Origin of the sequence: Acinetobacter sp. YH16044, assembly GCF_013417145.1 — a bacterium.
Classification (GTDB): Bacteria; Pseudomonadota; Gammaproteobacteria; order Pseudomonadales; family Moraxellaceae; genus Acinetobacter; species Acinetobacter amyesii.
Map to the genome: position 1 here is coordinate 84,411 of NZ_VPEK01000009.1, position 18,733 is coordinate 103,143.

Annotated in this window: 22 protein-coding genes; 10 read left to right on the forward strand and 12 right to left on the reverse strand. The window is 39.1% G+C overall.

Annotated elements, in window-relative coordinates; translation table 11 throughout:
- The gene (locus FTV38_RS07860; RefSeq protein WP_180022142.1) at positions 1 to 1,467 is read left to right on the forward strand and encodes an adenylate/guanylate cyclase domain-containing protein; all 1,467 of its coding nucleotides are present in this window, start codon (positions 1 to 3) and stop codon (positions 1,465 to 1,467) included.
- A 174-nt stretch (positions 1,468 to 1,641) separates the two neighbouring features.
- On the opposite strand, the gene fdx is transcribed toward FTV38_RS07860, so the two are convergent.
- The 8 genes from fdx to FTV38_RS07900 all read right to left on the reverse strand — a co-directional run bounded on the left by fdx (position 1,642) and on the right by FTV38_RS07900 (position 7,817).
- Positions 1,642 to 1,980 (reverse strand): ISC system 2Fe-2S type ferredoxin, encoded by a 339-nt coding sequence (fdx, locus tag FTV38_RS07865; protein WP_078188671.1) that lies wholly within the window; start codon positions 1,978 to 1,980, stop codon positions 1,642 to 1,644.
- 16 nt (positions 1,981 to 1,996) lie between these two features.
- On the reverse strand, positions 1,997 to 3,856 hold the full coding sequence (gene hscA / locus FTV38_RS07870; RefSeq protein WP_180022143.1) for a Fe-S protein assembly chaperone HscA: 1,860 nt from the start codon (positions 3,854 to 3,856) through the stop codon (positions 1,997 to 1,999).
- A gap of 39 nt (positions 3,857 to 3,895) precedes the next feature.
- On the reverse strand, positions 3,896 to 4,411 hold the full coding sequence (gene hscB / locus FTV38_RS07875) for a Fe-S protein assembly co-chaperone HscB (protein WP_180007824.1): 516 nt from the start codon (positions 4,409 to 4,411) through the stop codon (positions 3,896 to 3,898).
- Positions 4,412 to 4,515: 104 nt separating this feature from the next.
- Entirely contained in the window at positions 4,516 to 4,836 is a 321-nt protein-coding gene (gene iscA / locus FTV38_RS07880; protein ID WP_078188668.1) for an iron-sulfur cluster assembly protein IscA, read from the reverse strand.
- Positions 4,837 to 4,873: 37 nt separating this feature from the next.
- Positions 4,874 to 5,260 (reverse strand): Fe-S cluster assembly scaffold IscU, encoded by a 387-nt coding sequence (gene iscU / locus FTV38_RS07885; protein WP_078188667.1) that lies wholly within the window; start codon positions 5,258 to 5,260, stop codon positions 4,874 to 4,876.
- A gap of 104 nt (positions 5,261 to 5,364) precedes the next feature.
- Positions 5,365 to 6,582, reverse strand: coding sequence for an IscS subfamily cysteine desulfurase (locus FTV38_RS07890; RefSeq protein WP_078188666.1), 1,218 nt, complete (start codon positions 6,580 to 6,582; stop codon positions 5,365 to 5,367).
- Position 6,583: 1 nt separating this feature from the next.
- Positions 6,584 to 7,057, reverse strand: coding sequence for an Rrf2 family transcriptional regulator (locus FTV38_RS07895; protein ID WP_078188665.1), 474 nt, complete (start codon positions 7,055 to 7,057; stop codon positions 6,584 to 6,586).
- A 112-nt stretch (positions 7,058 to 7,169) separates the two neighbouring features.
- Positions 7,170 to 7,817: a hypothetical protein gene (locus FTV38_RS07900; RefSeq protein ID WP_180022144.1), complete on the reverse strand. Its 648-nt coding sequence runs from the start codon at positions 7,815 to 7,817 to the stop codon at positions 7,170 to 7,172.
- A 207-nt stretch (positions 7,818 to 8,024) separates the two neighbouring features.
- On the opposite strand from FTV38_RS07900, the gene FTV38_RS07905 reads away from it, so the two are divergent.
- The 6 genes from FTV38_RS07905 to FTV38_RS07930 all read left to right on the forward strand — a co-directional run bounded on the left by FTV38_RS07905 (position 8,025) and on the right by FTV38_RS07930 (position 13,625).
- A complete protein-coding gene (locus tag FTV38_RS07905; RefSeq protein WP_180022145.1) occupies positions 8,025 to 8,495 on the forward strand; it encodes a phasin family protein in 471 nt (156 codons plus the stop codon).
- Positions 8,496 to 8,661: 166 nt separating this feature from the next.
- Complete coding sequence (locus tag FTV38_RS07910) at positions 8,662 to 8,934, forward strand: HU family DNA-binding protein (RefSeq protein ID WP_078188662.1); 273 nt, start codon at positions 8,662 to 8,664, stop codon at positions 8,932 to 8,934.
- Positions 8,935 to 9,066: 132 nt separating this feature from the next.
- Complete coding sequence (locus FTV38_RS07915; RefSeq protein WP_180022146.1) at positions 9,067 to 10,932, forward strand: SurA N-terminal domain-containing protein; 1,866 nt, start codon at positions 9,067 to 9,069, stop codon at positions 10,930 to 10,932.
- 187 nt (positions 10,933 to 11,119) lie between these two features.
- Complete coding sequence (locus FTV38_RS07920; RefSeq protein WP_180022147.1) at positions 11,120 to 11,767, forward strand: Ig-like domain-containing protein; 648 nt, start codon at positions 11,120 to 11,122, stop codon at positions 11,765 to 11,767.
- A 78-nt stretch (positions 11,768 to 11,845) separates the two neighbouring features.
- Entirely contained in the window at positions 11,846 to 12,457 is a 612-nt protein-coding gene (locus FTV38_RS07925) for a hypothetical protein (protein ID WP_180022148.1), read from the forward strand.
- A 250-nt stretch (positions 12,458 to 12,707) separates the two neighbouring features.
- Positions 12,708 to 13,625, forward strand: coding sequence for an alpha/beta fold hydrolase (locus tag FTV38_RS07930; protein WP_373887009.1), 918 nt, complete (start codon positions 12,708 to 12,710; stop codon positions 13,623 to 13,625).
- 77 nt (positions 13,626 to 13,702) lie between these two features.
- Here FTV38_RS07930 and FTV38_RS07935 read toward each other — a convergent pair whose 3' ends face one another.
- A complete protein-coding gene (locus tag FTV38_RS07935) occupies positions 13,703 to 14,572 on the reverse strand; it encodes a DUF2797 domain-containing protein (RefSeq protein WP_180022155.1) in 870 nt (289 codons plus the stop codon).
- 34 nt (positions 14,573 to 14,606) lie between these two features.
- Here FTV38_RS07935 and FTV38_RS07940 point away from each other — a divergent pair, with 34 nt between their 5' ends.
- Entirely contained in the window at positions 14,607 to 15,077 is a 471-nt protein-coding gene (locus FTV38_RS07940; RefSeq protein ID WP_078188659.1) for a DUF6231 family protein, read from the forward strand.
- A gap of 113 nt (positions 15,078 to 15,190) precedes the next feature.
- Positions 15,191 to 15,817, forward strand: coding sequence for a YidB family protein (locus FTV38_RS07945; RefSeq protein ID WP_180022149.1), 627 nt, complete (start codon positions 15,191 to 15,193; stop codon positions 15,815 to 15,817).
- Between the two features lie 87 nt (positions 15,818 to 15,904).
- Here FTV38_RS07945 and FTV38_RS07950 read toward each other — a convergent pair whose 3' ends face one another.
- Genes FTV38_RS07950 through FTV38_RS07960 form a run of 3 tightly spaced genes read right to left on the reverse strand, consistent with a single transcriptional unit; the run spans position 15,905 to position 17,860 of the window.
- Positions 15,905 to 16,513, reverse strand: coding sequence for an OB-fold-containig protein (locus FTV38_RS07950; protein WP_168378601.1), 609 nt, complete (start codon positions 16,511 to 16,513; stop codon positions 15,905 to 15,907).
- Positions 16,514 to 16,529: 16 nt separating this feature from the next.
- Positions 16,530 to 16,856, reverse strand: a complete 327-nt coding sequence (locus FTV38_RS07955) for a Rieske (2Fe-2S) protein (protein WP_180004656.1) — start codon at positions 16,854 to 16,856, stop codon at positions 16,530 to 16,532.
- On the reverse strand, positions 16,856 to 17,860 hold the full coding sequence (locus FTV38_RS07960) for an adenosine kinase (protein WP_180004657.1): 1,005 nt from the start codon (positions 17,858 to 17,860) through the stop codon (positions 16,856 to 16,858). Before FTV38_RS07960 ends, FTV38_RS07955 begins: the two co-directional genes overlap by 1 nt.
- A gap of 277 nt (positions 17,861 to 18,137) precedes the next feature.
- On the opposite strand from FTV38_RS07960, the gene FTV38_RS07965 reads away from it, so the two are divergent.
- On the forward strand, positions 18,138 to 18,587 hold the full coding sequence (locus tag FTV38_RS07965) for a GNAT family N-acetyltransferase (RefSeq protein ID WP_078188654.1): 450 nt from the start codon (positions 18,138 to 18,140) through the stop codon (positions 18,585 to 18,587).
- Positions 18,588 to 18,733: the final 146 nt, after the last annotated feature.

The following is an 18,733-nucleotide window of genomic DNA, read 5'->3' on the forward strand; positions in this document are numbered from 1 at the left end:
GTGCCGTTAGACAATTTAATCAGCAAAGAGCCTAAACAGTTTGAATATTTTCATCGTTTGATGGGATATATCATGCTGTCTTTGGTGATTGTTGTCTATCATTACACTCAGCCAGATACGCATTATCAAATCTATATTCCTGCATTTTTATTTTTTCTGATTTTAGTCGTTCCTAAGTTTTCTCATTGGCTAATTTATCGATATAGCAATCAAACTAAACGCAATGTGCTGTTTCTGATCGATATCATCGTTATTGCTGTACTGATGTCTGCGGTACATTTAAGTCTTGTTTTAACCTTTCTTGCGGTTTTTGCGCTGCTATACACAACAATCTATAACAAGATCAATTTCTTAATGATGTCGTTGGCAGGGATTGTAGGCGTCACTGTATTCTATTTATGTAATATTTATATATTTGGTTTTCAAGAATATTTTGAATCGACCAGTAGTGAATTAACCGTTCTTGGCTTTCTGTGCTTAATTACATATTTCAGTGTGGGGACTTTTTATCAACATACCCAAGTTCAGTCTTTGAGTAATAAAAAGAACCATTATTATGATCAGATGAATCGTTATATGGAATTCGCCAATCAGCTGAGTCGTTATGCGCCAATGCAACTTTGGCAATCGATTATGAAAGGTGAGTCTGAAGCTAAAATCGAATATAAACGTAAAAAACTCACGATTTTCTTTTCAGATATCCAAGGATTTACCGAGCTTTCTGAAACATTAATCCCAGACGATTTAGCATTTCTACTCAATGACTATTTGAGTCATATGACTGAAATTGCCAAGCAGTATGAAGCGACTGTCGATAAATTTATGGGGGATGCAATTCTAATCTTCTTTGGTGATCCACATAGCCAAGGCGTAGAGCAAGATGCAAAAACCTGTTTAGAGATGGCAATGGTCATGCGTCAGCAAATGAAGTTACTGCGTGAACGCTGGATTAAAATGGGTTATCCGCCGCTACACATTCGTATGGGTATTTCTACAGGGTATTGCCACGTTGGGAACTATGGTGCAGCTCACCGTATGGCATATACCATCGTGGGTCGTGATGCGAATTTGGCTGCACGATTGCAAAGTGCGGCCGAAGTCGATGAAATTTTGATTTCAGACGATACGCATCATTTAGTGAAAAATGACTATTTATGTGCACCTAAAGCACCGATCTTCTTAAAAGGCATCAAAGGCCCAGTACGTACTTGGCAAGTGATGGAAAAATACACCTCACAGAAAACAGATTATCAACGTTGGTTCGATTACGAATATAAAGGCTTTAATCTATTGTTGAACTTAGATGAAGTACAAAACTTTGAATATCCTGAACTAATACATGTTTTAGAACGTATGATTCAACGCTTACAAACTCAGCAAAAAATGACCAACTCTGCTGGTATTGTTAAACTGAATTTAGAAGACGAAGTGATCGAAGAAGTCAAAAAAACTGAATCTCACTCTTAATTTCACATATACATTATAAAAATTAGATCTAATCGTATTGCCTTAAATTGTAAAAATAACTCAATTCATTCTTTTATCAAAACGTCTTCTTTTTTTTGAATTGTTGAATAGTTTTATGCATAAAAAGCCAGTTACGATGAACTGGCTTTTTGATTATAGAAAATTATCTATAAATTAATGATTTTCTGAAGCATGGTTGATGGTGTATTTGGGAATTTCAATTTCTAAATCTTCATCTTCAATTTTTACTTGGCATGACAGACGAGAGTCTGGTTCTAACCCCCAAGCACGATCGAGAAGATCTGCTTCGACATCATCCATTTCATCTAGACCATCAAAACCTTTACGTACAACCACATGGCAAGTGGTACATGCTTTAGACATATCACATGCATGTTCAATTTTGATGCCGTTTTTTAACATGCTTTCGCAAAGGTTAGCATTTGCTTCGACTTCAAACTCAGCGCCGTTTGGGCAGATTGTTGCGTGAGGCAGTACTTTAATACGTGGCATAATCTTGACCTATAAATTAATTTGAGTTTGACCAGTCATCGAGTTTTGTGCCTTTCAATGCGGCATCAATGTGCTGATTCATACGAGCTGCAGCAAATGCATCGCTATGTATTTTAAGCTGTTCTACAGCATGTTCAATAGCTTTAATATCTGTCGTTTCAAGTGCAGCATCTAAAACAGTGCGTGCTGCAGTGAGGGAACTATGTTGCTCTTGGCTGAGAAGTTGAGCATCCACTTTAAGTGCTTGATCAAGTGCTTCAAGTTCACGTTTTGCTTCCACTTTGGTTTCTTGAAGATGGCGTAAGTTTTTGTCTTCTTCAGCAAACTTATAACCATCAATCAGTAAGCGTTCAGTGTCGGCATCAGATAAACCATAAGAAGGTTTGATGTCAATTTGAGCATGCACACCAGAAGTGGTTTCTTTGGCTGACACCGTCAATAAACCATCTGCGTCAACTTGGAAAGTCACTTCGATACGTGCTTGACCTGCAGTCATCGGTGGAATACCACGAAGTACAAAACGACCTAGACTACGGCAATGTTCAACCAAATCACGCTCACCTTGTACAACATGAATCAACATCGCTGTTTGACCATCTTGATAGGTTGTGAATTCTTGGCGACGCGCCACAGGAATGGCTGTGTTACGCGAAATAAGGCGCTCAACCAAACCGCCCATGGTTTCTAAACCTAAAGAAAGCGGCGTGACGTCTAAAAGCAGTGAACCATCTTTAGAGTTACCAATAAGTTGGTTCGCTGTAATCGACGCGCCAATGGCAACAACTTCATCAGGGTTTATGGTGCAAAGAGGTTCTTGATTGAAGACATCTTGAACGGCTTTTTGTACAGCATACGAGCGGGTAGAACCACCGACCAATACCACATTTTGAATATCGCTGAGCTCAAGCTTGGCATCACGCATGACACGTTTACAAACGCTGATGGTTTTATCCAAAGCAACTTTGATGATTGATTCAAAAGTAGGGCGGTCTAAAGTCAATGATTGATCAAGAACTTTAAGCTCTACAGATTTAGCCTCGGTTAGAGCTTCTTTTGCTTTACGTGCAGAAACAATGAAATGCGCATATTCAGCATCATCTAAAGTTTCAATGTTCAGTTGTTTTTTTGCCCATTTTACAATCAGACGGTCTAAGTCATCACCACCAAGCGCCGTGTGGCCACCCGTTGCTAGAACTTCAAAAACGCCTTGAGAGAAACGTAAAATTGAAACGTCAAAAGTACCACCACCCAGATCATAGATCACATAGTTTTGATCATGTGCAAGATTGGTGTCTTGGTCTAAGCCATAAGCCACTGCAGCAGCAGTCGGTTCATTTAATAGACGGAGTACATTTAAACCTGCAAGCTGAGCCGCATCACGCGTTGCTTGACGCTGTGCTTCATCAAAATAGGCAGGTACAGTAATCACAGCACCATTAACAGGATTATTTAAGCTGCTTTCTGCAAGGTCTTTAAGCTGTTTTAAAATTTCTGCAGAAATTTCAACGGGTGTTTTACGACCTTGTGCAGTTTCAAAAGCAGGCATTTCATTCGCTTCACCGACTAAGTTGTACGGATGCTGGAATTTGATATCTGCCTTAGAGCGACCCATAAAGCGTTTTACAGAAACGATGGTGTTTTTAGGATCAGTCGTTAAGAATGCCTTTGCGTCGTCACCATATTGCGTAGTGGATTCGCCATAGTGTGCAATAGAAGGGAGTAACACACGACCATGCTCATCGTTAAGCACTTTCGCTTTACCAGAAAGTACCGTGGCTACTAAAGAGTGTGTAGTCCCAAGATCGATACCAATTGCAATGCGGTGTTCATGCGGCGCACTTGATTGACCAGGTTCTGCAATTTGCAAGAGAGCCATGTGTGTTACATCCTTTGAACGTCAAATATAAAAAATAAATTAAAAATCATCGTCTAAATCAAAGCTATCGTCGTCTAAGAAGCGATCTTCAGCTTTATCGATGTCAGCCATAACTTTTTGGAAGAAGCGTAATTTACGTACGGTATCACGTGCTTCTGCCCAGTCTTCGTCGTCATAATCAATCTTAAATTCACGAACCAAACCGTCTATCCATTGCTGAACTTCAGTTTTAAGTGAAGTGAGGTCATCAGCAGAGCATGCCTCATCTAACTGTTCACGAATTTCTAAGGCATCTTGTAGGAACTCAAAATCACTAATTGATTGATCAAGGTGATAATCTTGTTTTTTGAGACTTAATAGATATGCAGCGCGGCTATCAACATTGGATAAAGCTTTAAATGCTTGATTAATCTCACTGGATTTAATCAGGGCTAGATCTTTGTCTTCGGCTTTATCTGGATGATATTGTTGCTGCAACTTTAAAAATTCAGCTTTTAAAACTGCTAAATCAATATCGAGTGCTACAGGTAAGTTAAACAACTCAAAATGATTCATGGGAGATGGTGTCCGCAATAGAGGTGCAAAAAGTGTTGCTTTAAATGCAATTAAAACAGTGAATTTTACACTGTTTTAATGCGAAAAAGGAGTGTGGAAAAGGCTTAAACCGTAAACGATTCGCCGCAGCCACATTCGCCTTTTTTATTTGGGTTATTAAATTCAAAACCTTCGTTTAATCCATTTTTCACATAGTCCATCTCCATACCTTCGAGATAAACTAAGCTTTTTGGGTCAACGAATACTTTTACGCCAAACTGATCGAATACTTGGTCATGCGTGTCAATATCATCGACAAACTCAAGTACATAAGCTAAACCAGAACAGCCAGAAGTTTTCACGCCAACGCGAATGCCTTCACCCTTACCGCGATTCTTGATGTAATTGCTGATATGAGTTGCAGCATTTTCAGTTAAATGAATCATGAAAACTCCGTTAATCTTTTTTAAAACACGTAAACAATTAAGCTTTTACTTTCTTGCTACGGTAGTCTTCTACAGCAGCTTTGATTGCATCTTCAGCAAGTACAGAGCAGTGTACTTTTACTGGTGGAAGTGCAAGTTCAGTTGCAATATCAATGTTCTTAATTGCTTGAGCTTCATCAAGAGTTTTGCCTTTTAGCCACTCTGTTACTAATGAGCTAGATGCAATTGCTGAACCACAACCGTAAGTTTTGAAGCGAGCTTCTTCAATTACGCCGTTGTCATCAACTTGGATCTGTAGACGCATAACATCGCCACAAGCTGGTGCACCGACCATACCTGTACCAACGTTTTCTGCATTTTTGTCTAAAACACCAACATTACGAGGGTTTTCGTAATGATCAATTACTTTTTCGCTATAAGCCATGACGCTTCTCCAAACCTCGGGGTCAGCCTTAAGATTAATATGGGGGTGAAATTACGTTAATCAATGAGATAGCCTTAAAATAAAAGCTATCTCACCGGGATGAATTAGTGTTCAGCCCATTCTACAGAATTAAGGTCGATACCTTCTTTGTACATATCCCAAAGCGGTGAAAGATCACGTAGTTTTTCAACTGCTGCTTTGGTAATTTCAAGTACATGGTCAATATCGGCTTCAGTGGTGTATTTACCAAAGCTGAAACGAATCGAGCTATGAGCCAATTCATCTGAAAGACCCAATGCACGAAGTACATAGGATGGTTCTAAAGTTGCTGATGTACATGCAGAACCAGAAGATACTGCGCAATCTTTAAGTGCCATCATTAACGATTCACCTTCAACGAAGTTAAAGCTGACGTTTAGATAGTTTGCAACGTTGTATTCTGGGTGACCGTTCAGGAAGACTTGTTCAAGACCTTGCAAGCCATTCCAAAGTTTGTCACGAAGTACACGAATACGAGTTTGTTCGGCATGTAAGTTTTTGCCTGCAAGTTCGAACGCTTCGCCCATACCCACGATTTGGTGAGTCGCTAGCGTACCTGAACGCATACCACGTTCATGACCGCCACCGTGCATTTGCGCTTTAATACGTACACGTGGTTGACGACGTACATAAAGAGCACCAATACCTTTAGGACCATAGATTTTGTGGCCAGAGAAACTCATCAAATCAACTTTCATTGTTGAAAGATCAATTTCTACTTTACCAGCAGCTTGCGCAGCATCTACATGGAAATAAGTTTTGTTTGCACGAGTCAATTCACCGATTGCAGCTACATCTGTAGTTGTACCGATTTCATTGTTCACCATCATCAAAGATACAAGAATTGTATCTGGACGAAGGGCTGCTTGAACCATTTCAGGTGTGATTAAACCTGTTTTTGCTTCTGGCTCAAGATAAGTAATTTCGAAGCCTTCTTCTTCAAGCTCGCGGCAAGTATCAAGAATTGCTTTATGTTCAATTTTACTTGTAATAATGTGCTTGCCTTTAGATGCATAGAACTGAGCAATACCTTTAAGCGCAAGGTTGTCAGATTCAGTTGCACCAGAAGTCCAAACGATTTCGCGTGGATCAGCTTTTACTAGATTAGCAACTTGTTCACGTGCATATTCTACTTTTTCTTCTGCCTGCCAGCCGTAAGCATGAGAACGAGAAGCTGCATTACCAAAAGTACCGTCAAACGTTAGACATTCCATCATACGTTCTGCGACTTGAGGGTCTACAGGTGTAGTTGCTGCATAGTCAAGATAAATAGGACGCTTCATGTCAAATACCTGTAACCGATAAAAGGGCTGAATCAAAGTTTGCTGAATTTTGACGAATAGATACGGTTTGAACGTTATCGCGTGCTACAAGGTCAGCAAGGGTGATTTTTGCAAGATAATCGGCAATGTGGTGGGAGAGTTCCTGCCATAAATCATGAGTCAAGCACATTGCACCATTTTGGCAGTTGCCTTTGTGGTCACAACGGGTTGCATCAACTGTTTCATTTACAGCTTCAATAATTTCCAAAACAGTGATGTCTTCAGCACTACGAGCAAGGTGATAACCACCGTTTGCTCCACGGATGCTGGAAACTAAGCCGTGACGCTTTAATTTTGCAAATAACTGCTCAAGATAGGCCACTGAAATGGTTTGACGAGCTGCAATTTCTGCAAGAGTGATCGTTTGTTCAGTTGGCTGCAAAGCTAGATCAAGTAGAGCAGTCACTGCGTAGCGACCGCGAGTTGTTAAGCGCATGATTCGATACACATGTTAAGTCTAGATGTGCAGATTTTATGAATCCTGACTAAAATAGTCAAGTTTTTTTGAGATTGTTTATTTGTTTTATTTTGTCTGAAAAATTATATATTTATTTGAACCACACATTATACACTAATAACGTTATTAAAAGAACAGATATTAGACTAAAAGCGAAATTAATCCGCTTTTGACGGCGTTCGATACGCTTAATACGGTTTTTGTATTGTTTAACTTCAACTTGCAGTGTGTTGATTTTAGAGCGTTGCTGTTCAATTTTTTCTAAAAGTGGGGCAATACGTTTTTTAGACGCAACGATATCGTTTTCTTCGACAGGTTCAGACAGCCAGTGTTTCCAGTCAGATAAAATTTTCGGCACACTAAATGATGAAACCAGATCGCGAAATTCATCTTTCAGAACCACATCACCATCGATCCGCATGGTTTTGATGCTTTTACGATTACCAAATACAAAAATTTTCACCAAATCCATTAATGTCGTGCGGACATCAAGGTCGATGGCTTTATCTGGAGATTTCGTGTCGAACAGAATACCGTGCTCAGTAAACTGAACATAAAAGTCAAAATAAGGGATGTAGCTATTTATTTTCAGTGCGACTTTTTGATCAACAAATTTTTTAGCTTGTAATGCTACAACACGGTCATGTTTTAAAATGAAAGTAAAAATCGTTTCTAAAACAATCAGGGTCATAGTAAGCAACAAATGTGGTTGAGCTTGTGTTTGTTGCGTATCACTCATAAAAAAAATGTCCTTGTTAAAATCTGAAAGCACTGGAAACTGAGCATCCTGCTCTAGAGGAACTTAGAATATACCAAAAAGTTGGTAATTCACCAGCTTTGTAGAACAGTTTAATCAATCTATCAAGTCATATGTTTGCTATTATGTTGTTAAAATGAAGAATCACATGTTGCTGTGCACATAAAATAATCAGGAGAAGTGCGGATTATGGAAAATACAGAAAGCATAATTGATGATGCACAAGAAAAAGCAGAAAAGCCGGCTAAAACTCGCGTACGTAGTCATTCTGACCGTCGCTCTAAAATGGATTTTCGCAAATATACCAAACAGATTTGGTTGGCTGGATTAGGTGCTTTTTCACGTGCTGAGGGTGAAGGAAATAAGCTTTTTGACTCTTTAGTCAAAGTTGGAGAGGAGCTTGAGTCCAAAACGATTGATATTGCAGATCAAACTGTCGAAAAAGTTTCAGAAAAAGCCAAAGAATCTGTAACTGATACGAAAGATAAAGTAGAAAAAATTTTAGATAATGGTGTTAATCATTCCTTAAACCGTTTAGGATTGGTGACTGTAAAGGATTTACAGCACGTAGAAAGGCTTATACTTCAATTACATACTAAAGTTGACCTATTGGCCGAAGAAAATGCCCAACTGAGGGCCGAAATACTAAAAAAACACTAACTTTTTTACTATTATCGAATTTTCAAGGTTTTTTTCGTCAAAAAATTCTATAAAAAGAGGTTGAGGAGTATTGCGTTTAACCCTAAAGCATTGCTATAAAGGCGTTATGGCGTTTTATACAAATTCTTGAACCTTAAATAAACGATATTAAGAGGACGTAATTTTCATGAATAAATCAGAATTAATTGATGCAATTGCCGAAAATGGGGGATTATCTAAGGCCGATGCCGGTAAAGCTTTAGATGCTACAATTGCTGCAGTTACCAATGCATTGAAAGCTGGTGATACAGTTACTTTAGTTGGTTTTGGTACTTTCAGCGTTAAAGAACGCGCTGCACGTACTGGTCGTAACCCACAAACTGGTGCGACTTTAGAAATCAAAGCAAGCAAAGTTCCTAGCTTCAAAGCTGGTAAAGGCTTGAAAGATTCTGTAGCTTAATCTTATTAAGCACATGAGACGCGCCATTATTTGGCGCGTTTTTTATTGGTAAATGTGATTAATTGATATATCGCATTCATTCATCTCGGGTTTTCGGTTAAAATTCACCGCAAATAAAATATTGGAATACTTATGGAATCGTTTCGTAAAGTCATTAAGGGTTGGCTGGGCAAGGTCTTGCTCGTTTTGTTTTTGACCCCTTTAGCACTTGTAGGTATTGAAGGATATTTTAGTGGTGGATCTAAAGATGCAGCAAAGACTGTAAACGGTACTGAAATTTCTCAAAAAGAACTCGAAGCACTGACGAACTCATTAAAAGAACAATATCTGGCATATGCTCAGGGTGATGAAACATTATTGAATCAAAATTTCATTAGCAATAAAGCGATGGATACTTTGGTTTCACGCCAATTGCTATTGCAACAAGCTGATAAATTAGGCATTAGCTTGAGTGATGCACAAATTGTGCAAATGATTCATCAACAGCCAAGCTTTCAAGTCAATGGTCAATTTTCTGATGAAGCGTTTGCGCGATACCTCGAATCGATTGGTATGACGAATCGCACATTCATTGATAATTTACGTAAAGACCATGCTTTAAAAATGTTGTCTACAACATTTATGGAATATGCATTGGTGAGTAAGCTTGATATCTTGCAAATTGCGAACTTACAAACGGAACAACGTAGTATTCAGTTGGCGAGCATTAATCTTGAAAATTACAAGAAAAATGTAAAAGTATCTGATGCTGAAATTGCGGCTTATTATGAGCAGCATAAAAACAAATTTAAGCAAGCAACCAGTGTTGATGCAGATTTTGTCGTATTAACACCTGCCAATATTACTGCACCAGTAGAAGCTGCAACTGATGCTGAATTGAAAGAAGCGTATAACAGCTTTGTTGAGAATGCACAGAAGTCAGTTAAACCACTCGTTAAGCACATCATGATCACTGCGGACAATCGTTCAGATGCCGAAGCTAAAAAACTGGCTGAAAGTGTTCAAGCTAAAATTAAAGCGGGTTTAAGCTTTGACCAAGCTGCAGCGCAATTCTCTGAAGATCCGGAATCTAAAGCAAAAGGTGGTGAACTGGTTGCTTATGAAAAAGGTGTATTTGGTGATGCATTTGATGCAGCAGTTGAAGGTGCTCTAGCTGGTCAAGTGACTGCTCCAGTGAAAACAGACAGTGGTTATCACTTGATCGAAAAAGTGGCACCAGCTGTAAAAGTGGCTTCATTTGAACAGGAAAAGGCACGTCTACAAGCTGAAGTTGCTGCTTCGAAAAAAGCCAATGTTTTTTCTGACACTGTAAACAGCCTCAATGACATGGTCGTGAGCAGTGATGCCCTTGATGTCGTGGGTCAAGAAGTGAAAGGCGTAAAAGTACAATCATTGAATGGCTTAACATTAGCATCGCAACATCCAGTTTTAAGTGATGCAAACGTCAAAGTTAAATTGTTTAACGATGATGTTAAAAATGGTGAACGTAATGTTTCATCGAGCATTCAGTTGAAAAACGGTGATGTGGTTTGGGTGAAAGTGCGTAACTATCATGCTGCGGGTGTTCAAACCTTAGCTGAAGCGAAAGCGCATGTGAAAACTCAGTTGATTGAAAAGAAAGCGTCTGATGCTGCAAAAGCCCAGATTCAAGCGACATTAAAAGAGTTTGCTGCAAAACCTGCTGCTTCAGTTGCAAAAGGCAGTTTAAACTTTGAAAATGCGGGTACATTCACTCGTGCGGATGGTTTGTTAAAACGCGAAATTCAACGTGCTGCATTTAGTGTAAAAGCGCCGAAAGCAGGTCATTGGTCTGTTACTACGACTAATCTACCAAATGAATTGGTTGTGGTTGCTGTGACTGCAGTGAACAAACAATCTGATGCGGCATTAACGGGTGAGCAGTTAGATGAGTTAACAAAACTTTATCAACAGCTTCGTGGTCAACAAGAATTTGATGACTACACACGTTATCTAAAAGATCATGCCAAAATTAAATAATTAAGGCAGCTTTAAAAAAAACCAGCTTTCGAGCTGGTTTTTTTATGTTTAAGTTTAATGCATCACACTTTAAGAAAAACTTTTAAAAACAAAGATTAAATAAAATTGACTATTTAAATAATTCTCTTAAATTGAGTTTGGGAAGGCATTTTCCCAAATAAATATAATGATGTGATTTGAGGGTATTATGCAAAAGATGAGAGATTTAAACGGTATTTTAAAAAACATTTTGGGACAAGTTGAAATAAAGCAGTTGCTGATTCAGGGAAAATCACAGCATCAGCATATTCCCTCAACACCAGAAGTGACAGGACTAAATGACCTTTTAACTGGCACGGCAGAGCCAAAAACATGGGTGATCATTTCGGTCGGTGAAACTGTTACACGTGTCAAAGTGGATAAACAAGGACATCGGCAGATTGATAATCCACTGAAGGATGGTGGAGTTGCCACAATTTATGCGGTAAATCATCATGGCTTACGCTCAGAGGCAATAATGATTGCTCCAATTGCAGAGCCAAGTGTGCTACCCAAGATGCCGGAAATAATTGAAAAAGGCGAATATTTGGTTGGTAAAGCTGATGCAGGAAATACGGTGGTTGTGACCTATGGTGAGCAAGAGTTTATAACAGTTGCTGATGTAAATGGCGATTGGTCGATGCTCAATCCTTTAACGACCACAGGTGCAATAAGTGTTGTGGCAATTGATCAGGACGGTAATCGTTCTGAGGCGTTGCATACAGCGCAAATCATTTTACCGCAAGCTGTTACGATTTTAGAGTCTGGCGCGGTGATATCAGGTACTGCCGCACCAAATACGACTGTTGTGATTTAGTCGGATCAAGCGGTCTATCGTATTCAGGTCGATGAAAATGGTGATTGGTCAATAGAAAATCCAGTGGCAAATGGTGGCATGTTGATGATTGTTGTGGAAGATCAATTTGGTCAGCAATCTCCTGCGATTGGCTTGGTATTTCCATTTATTCAGACCTCGCCTGAAAATCCAAGCTATCTACTGCCGGCGCCAGAAGTGACGCTAAATACTGAAAAACTCGAAGGCAATGCATTTCAACAGGCTAAAATCATTGTGACAGCCAATGGTCAAGAGTACGTGACGTATGCCAATGAAAGTGGTTTTTGGTCGATGGATAACCCGATTCAAAATGGTGGCTTTGCAACAATCGTGGCGGAGGACAGTCGTGGTGTTCAATCGCCTGAAATCTCAATAGCTAAACTGTTTCTTGCACAACCTGAATCATCTGTTGAACTTACAGAGATTTTATTGGCAAGTGATGAGCAAAGTGAAAACCAAAATGACAGTCAAATTGAGCCGATTCAATCTGTGATCAATCTAGATACGCTTTTACAGGATGCGAATGAAGTCCCAATTGTATTGCACACCGATGAACAGGATTTGATCGCATTGGGCAGCGACGTTTCAAATCCGCCCGCTATACTTCCTGCGCTTGAATATCCAAGCTTACTCATTGAAGCTCCACTGACACCGTCTGATTGGCTTGCTTAGAAATATGAACCAGCTTCCGAGCTGGTTTTTTTTGGTTTAAATTGACAGATATAATTTTTATTTAAAAGATTTGGCAAATGAAATATTGACTCTAGCATCGTAGATTGGTGTTCTCAAAAAATAATATGAAAAAAATAACTCATCACGACAAAGGATTAAGTGGATGATATCTCTGTATATGCCTCAATGTAAACGTTTAAAGAACCCGTTATTGCGATGGATGGATCATTATTTTAAACACATGATACAGATGCTACTAACGATTTGCGTTGCCAGTAGTATTCAAGCTGCAGAACTAAACTTTCAAAAAGTTTTAGAGCAGGAAAGAGCTTGGGCGGGCTTGAGTAGTAAAAAAGTCAAAAATAATGAAATCGAATGGACATACAGTGAAGGAGGAGATCCACGAAAACCGACGCTACTGTTGCTGCATGGTTTGTCAGGCACGCGTGATAATTGGAACCGAGTTGCCCGTTATTTAACGCCCAATTATCATGTCATTATTCCAGATCTGCCAGCACATGGAGAAACTATTGTCGCAGATCAATTTGATCTATCAATTCCAAATTTAACTGAAAAATTACGACGATTTATTGATGCTGCAAAGTTTGATCCAAATTTACATATCGCAGGGCATTCGATGGGTGGTGCAATTGCCATGCTCTATAGCGCTCAGTATCCCTTAGAAGTGAAATCTTTATTGTTGGTGGATTCGGCTGGTGTCTTTAAGTCGAGCAATACAGCGTATCTAAAAGATACGGCAAAGCTTGCAGAGCTAGTGGTCAGAAAAACTGGTGATTTTGATCGCGTGATGAAGATCGTGATGCAATCTCCGCCTTTTATTCCACAAGAATTAAAAACTGGGCAAGAAAAGCTGATGATAGTTCAGTCTAAGCAAACCAATAAAATGGTGGAGCAACTGCAAAAAATGGCCACCTTGTATACACCAGAGTCCTTTGCTTTGGCTGCACGAGGCATTGATGCACCTGTGTTCATTATCTGGGGGAAGCAAGATCAGATTATCAATGTTGAAGTGGTAGAAGAACTGAAAAGCTTATTTAAAAAAGCCGAAAAGCCTCTGATTTTAGACCATGTTGGTCATATGCCAATCTTAGAAGCGGAGCAGTTAATGGCGTTGCCATATTTAAAGTTTCTTTCAACTGTTCAATGAATCAGATTGGTAGAGTAGGTGTAAAAAAGCGAGAAATATCTCGCTTTTTTAAACTTAATTAGATACTTTGAGTCGATTTAAGTACGTACTTTAATTTCATAGCCAGTGTATTTTCGAATATTAATCACACCGGTATCCAAAATCAGATACTGACCTTTAATCCCTTGTAATTTTCCGCGAATAATCGGTGTTTTGTCCAAATTATGCGATTTGATTTTTTCAGGATATTCTTCTACCGGGTAGATAAATTGGCGTGGCAACTCATCTTCTAGCAGTTCAACAGTTTCATTAAACTCTAAGTTTTGACTAAATTCTTCGCGAATGGTTTGAATTTTTGGTGCGAATTCTTCTACCAATTGGTCGCGAATTTCGATCAGGTTGATTGGTTCTGCTTCACCTTTGAGCAATTTACGCCAATCGGTTTTATCGGCCACTTGCGTACCAAACATGACTTCAAGCTTACCAGATAAGCGACGTGAACCAACTTTCATAATAGGCAAAGCTTGCGTCGCACCTTGGTCTAGCCAACGTGTAGGCATTTGACCCAAGCGGGTAATCCCCACTTTTAGGGCACTCGAATTGGCTAAATAGACAATATGCGGTTGAAAGCAAACTTCATGGGCAAAATCATCCTCACGGCAAGTCCCGAGATGATAATGACAGGTTTCAGGCTTCATAATGCACATATCACAAGAAGCCTTAGTCTTCATGCATTTGAAGCAATGACCTTGTGAATACGATTTAGGCGTTTTTGCGCCGCAAGAAATGCAGTAGATATTTCCCGTGGCTTCGATTTCAATTTCTTGGCCAAGGCTAAACGGTAGATCAACTTCTGAGCGATCTAGAATAAATTTATACTCAACATTTGCCTTGTGTGTATGTTGATCAGTTACACTAAGGTCTTTAAGACCTGCATGCATTTTATGGCAAATGCCTTGTAGTTCCATACGAATACTCACTTCATTATTAAGGATGCGGTCAATGGCTGAACAAAATGTCATCACTTCTATGCTAGACGATTTGTCAAAAGAGCAGCCCATTTCAACCGCAATCTGCATTGGTCAAGATCTTGAGCAATACAATCAATTTCATCCAATTCAATGGCAACATTTTAACGTAACTGAGTTTTTAAATCTGCCTTTTACCCAGCGTTTTGACCTTGGATTTGTGATTCTTGATACTGAAACCATGTTGAGTTTGGATCAGCAGCAGAAAACGCAGATGTTGGTAAAATTACGAGACCTATTTGCTAAACGCATCGTGGTGGTGAGTAAATTACACGATGAACAATTATTACGTGCTTTAGGCTTTACTCAGCTCATTGATAAAACCACGCATGAAAGTGATTTTGCTTTATGGCAGTTTAATATTTTGACTTATAAACATATTCCAGATTGGTTTAACTCTAAATTTTGGGCAAATCCTGAAAACTGGGATAAATTCCGTTGGTAACAAATACTTAGCCTGTGAAAAATTGCAAAAAATTAACAAACATTTATGAAAAATTTGTCTTTTCCCACGTATGCTGTAATTAAGTTTATCTAGGTTTCACTGGGAAAAATAAAATGACAAATTTAAATAATATTGTTGAGATTTTAGCAAAGCAGGCCCTTGGTGGTGCAAACAATCAAAATCAACAAGGTGGCTTGGGCGGTATTTTAGGTTCGGTGCTGGGTCAATTGGGTGCAAATGCAGGCACTCAAAATACCCAAGACAATGCTCAAAACCAAGCGGGTGGTTTGGGTGGAATTCTTGGCTCTGTGTTGGGCCAACTAGGTGGTGCAGCGCAGCCGCAGCAACGTAGTAGTGGTGGCAATGCTTCAACCATTTTAGTAGCAGTGTTACCTCTGGTGCTGGCTTGGATTCAAAAACAAGGTGGCCTACAAGGTGCTTTGGATAAATTACGTGGACAGGGCTTGAGCAGTCAGGTTGATGATTGGGTATCTACAGGCCCTGGCGATAATGCTGCTGTGAATAATCAACAAGTACAAAATTTATTTGATGATGCCGAAGTGGAGCAAGTTGCACAAGAAACACAAACTCAGAAACAAGATGTGTATAGTGCAATTTCAACGGTATTGCCACAAATTATTGACTCATTGACGCCACAAGCTGGACAAACCAATCAGCAAGAAGCGAATGCTGATATTCAACAAGTGATGAATTTGGTCTCAGGTTTTCTTAAGCGTTAATCACAATATTATTTGATGGTATTAGATTGAATAAAAGCCAGAGAATTCTGGCTTTTTTATGATTTGAAAAATGATAACAATGTGACGCTAAGATGGATTAAATAAACGGTTCGACACACTGATTTTTTTGCCAATATAGTGTGATTTTTTTTGACGAATCAAAATGATTTTTGACTGAAATTCTAACTCACCAAACTCTGGTTCAACTTGCACATAATGTAGTTGACCAAACTCATCACGCACACGCGCTTGAGCCGAAAAGCCGGGACGGGCATTTCCACTTGAAATGGTTGCTAGACGACCCAGTAGGTTAACGGTTTGTTTTTTATATTTGGGCGGTACAACCTGATCCAAACAATGAATCATAAATACCGTAAAGAATATGGCAATAATCAACGCAGGTAAAATAAGATAATAAGCGGGAACGAATTGACCTTCTTTAGCGTGAATACAGAACTGAAGTACATAGCCTGCAAAGCTAAAATTCATCAGTAGAAAGAACAAAATCAGAGTCTTGGAAAATTTGACATTCAATAATGCCAATTCTTGTATGCGCTGTGGGGCAATTCTTTTCAAAACTTGGCTAGGACTAATATTGATGTAATAGCCAATGGTTTCAACCATGCCCAATAACAGTACGGCCAATAAACTTAAATGAAAGGGTATTAAGTTATAGTCTGTTAAAAATGCGGACATGGTTGTATTCCAGTGTTTATTCTTCTGTGAGGTAGATTCCACCGTCAGAATGCACGTTAATGTTCACTTTTTCAAGGGCTTGACCTTGGCATGGGCCAGAAATACATTCCCCAGAGTCGACCATAAACAGTGCGCCGTGTGTTGAGCACTCAATAAACTCTTGGTCACGATCTAGAAACTGATTTTCAAGAAACTCAAGTTCCACGTGCAAGTGTGGGCAGTTATTTTGATAAGCGTAAAACATGCCATCACGTTGGGTGATAAAAATCGTTTCACCTTCAGGCGTTTCGAATGATCGTGCTTCACGTTCAGGCACATCATCCGTCATGCAAATTTTAAACATTAAGCACATTCCTTCTGAAATGATTGTAAAAGCTGAGCATAGTCTTCAACTGCTAGGCGTGGACCAAACTGAGCCACAACTTCACTTGAGATCAAGATGGCAAGTTCAGCAGCCGTTTGATAGTCATGACCTGCATTGAGTGCATATAGGAAAGCACCAGCAAAAGCATCACCAGCACCATTGGTATCTACTGCGGTAACTTTACGACCTGGCACGGTAAATGTTGCGGCTTCATTATGAATTAAGGCACCTTTGGCACTTAATGTAATGACAATGTGTTTGCTTAGTGATTGCAATTTCGTAAGTGCAGCATCTAAATGATCTGTTTCTGTATACATCAGTGCTTCTTGTTCATTACAGAACAATAAGTCCACGCCATCATCGAGTAATTCATCTAGACCTTGACGTGCATATTGCACCATTGCTGGATCAGATAAGGTCAATGCAATTTGTACACCATTGGCTTTGGCGATTTGGCGTGCTTGTTTTACCGCAAGGCGTGCGCTGTCTGATGTTGAAAGATAACCTTCGATATATAACCATTTCGCAGTATTTAAGCTGCCAAAATCAATTTGGCTATCAGTCAATTCCGCAGTAATACCGAGGTAAGTATGCATCGTACGTTCAGAATCAGGGCTGACCAATACCATACATGTGCCAGTTACACCTTCACTGATTGATTGAGTTGCAGTTTGGATGCCAGCGTCGTTTAAACCATTTAGGTAAATTTGACCTAAGTCATCATTGCCGACACGACAACCATAAAATGCAGTTCCGCCTAAAGCACTAAAAGCAACCGTTGTATTTGCTGCAGAACCACCAGAAGCTTGACCTTTATATTCTTGAGTGGCTTTTAGATTGTTATAAAGGGCTGCTTGAGTATCGCCATCTGTCAGTTGCATCGTACCTTTTTGCAGATTGTGTTGAATTAGGAATTCGTCAGAGACTTTAAATTCTTGGTCAATAAGTGCATTACCAATTGCAAAAAGGTCAACAGTTGCCATGTTGTATGTTCACATCAAAAAAATGAAAGTGCTAAGTTTACACGAATGCTCAGGATTGCTGTAGTTTGTTGAAAAAAATTCAATTAAAGGACAAGTGTGTATAAAAATCGGGCAAATCCATTATATTTTTACATTTTTTTTGAATTAGTTGCCGTTTTAATCAGCTTTGCTATTGTGCAAATCGAAAAATTTTACTTTTATAGAGCTATAGGGTGTTCAGACTGAATCAAGATGATTTGGTCATCATAAATAGATAACAGATTAAAAGTGTGAATATATGGAAATTACGATTCGTCCAGCAGAGCAACTTCCTGCTCAAATCGAAAATATTGCTGCTTTGGCGCAGCATGAAGGCTATACATTTATACACCGTTTAATTGAAGAATATCAAAGTGGTAAAAATCGTTTTGACCAAACGGGTGAGCAATTATTGCTTGCTTATGATGGCGATAAATTAATTGCTTGTGGCGGTTTAAATCAGCAATGGGGTGATACTGGTGTAGAAGAACGGATTGGACGAGTTCGCCGTTTCTATGTGCATCCGCAGTATCGTCAGCATGGCGTGGGTAAGCAGCTATTGGTGGAATTGGAAAAGGGTGCAAAAAAACACTTTTCTGCACTGTGCTTAAATACTGAGCTTAAAAATGCTGCAAAATTCTATCAAAAACAGAATTATGTCTATGTCGAAAGTCATCCAAATTATAATTATTTTAAATATCTAGTTTAGGGTCTGTTGACATTTGTTGATTAAAAAAATAGCGAGATAGTAAAATTAAATCGCCAAACCCAATTTTACACTCGCTATGCCTCGAACAATGCTAAATGATCAACACTGGTCCAAGTTACTTGCTATTTTCCGTCACTTTAATATTT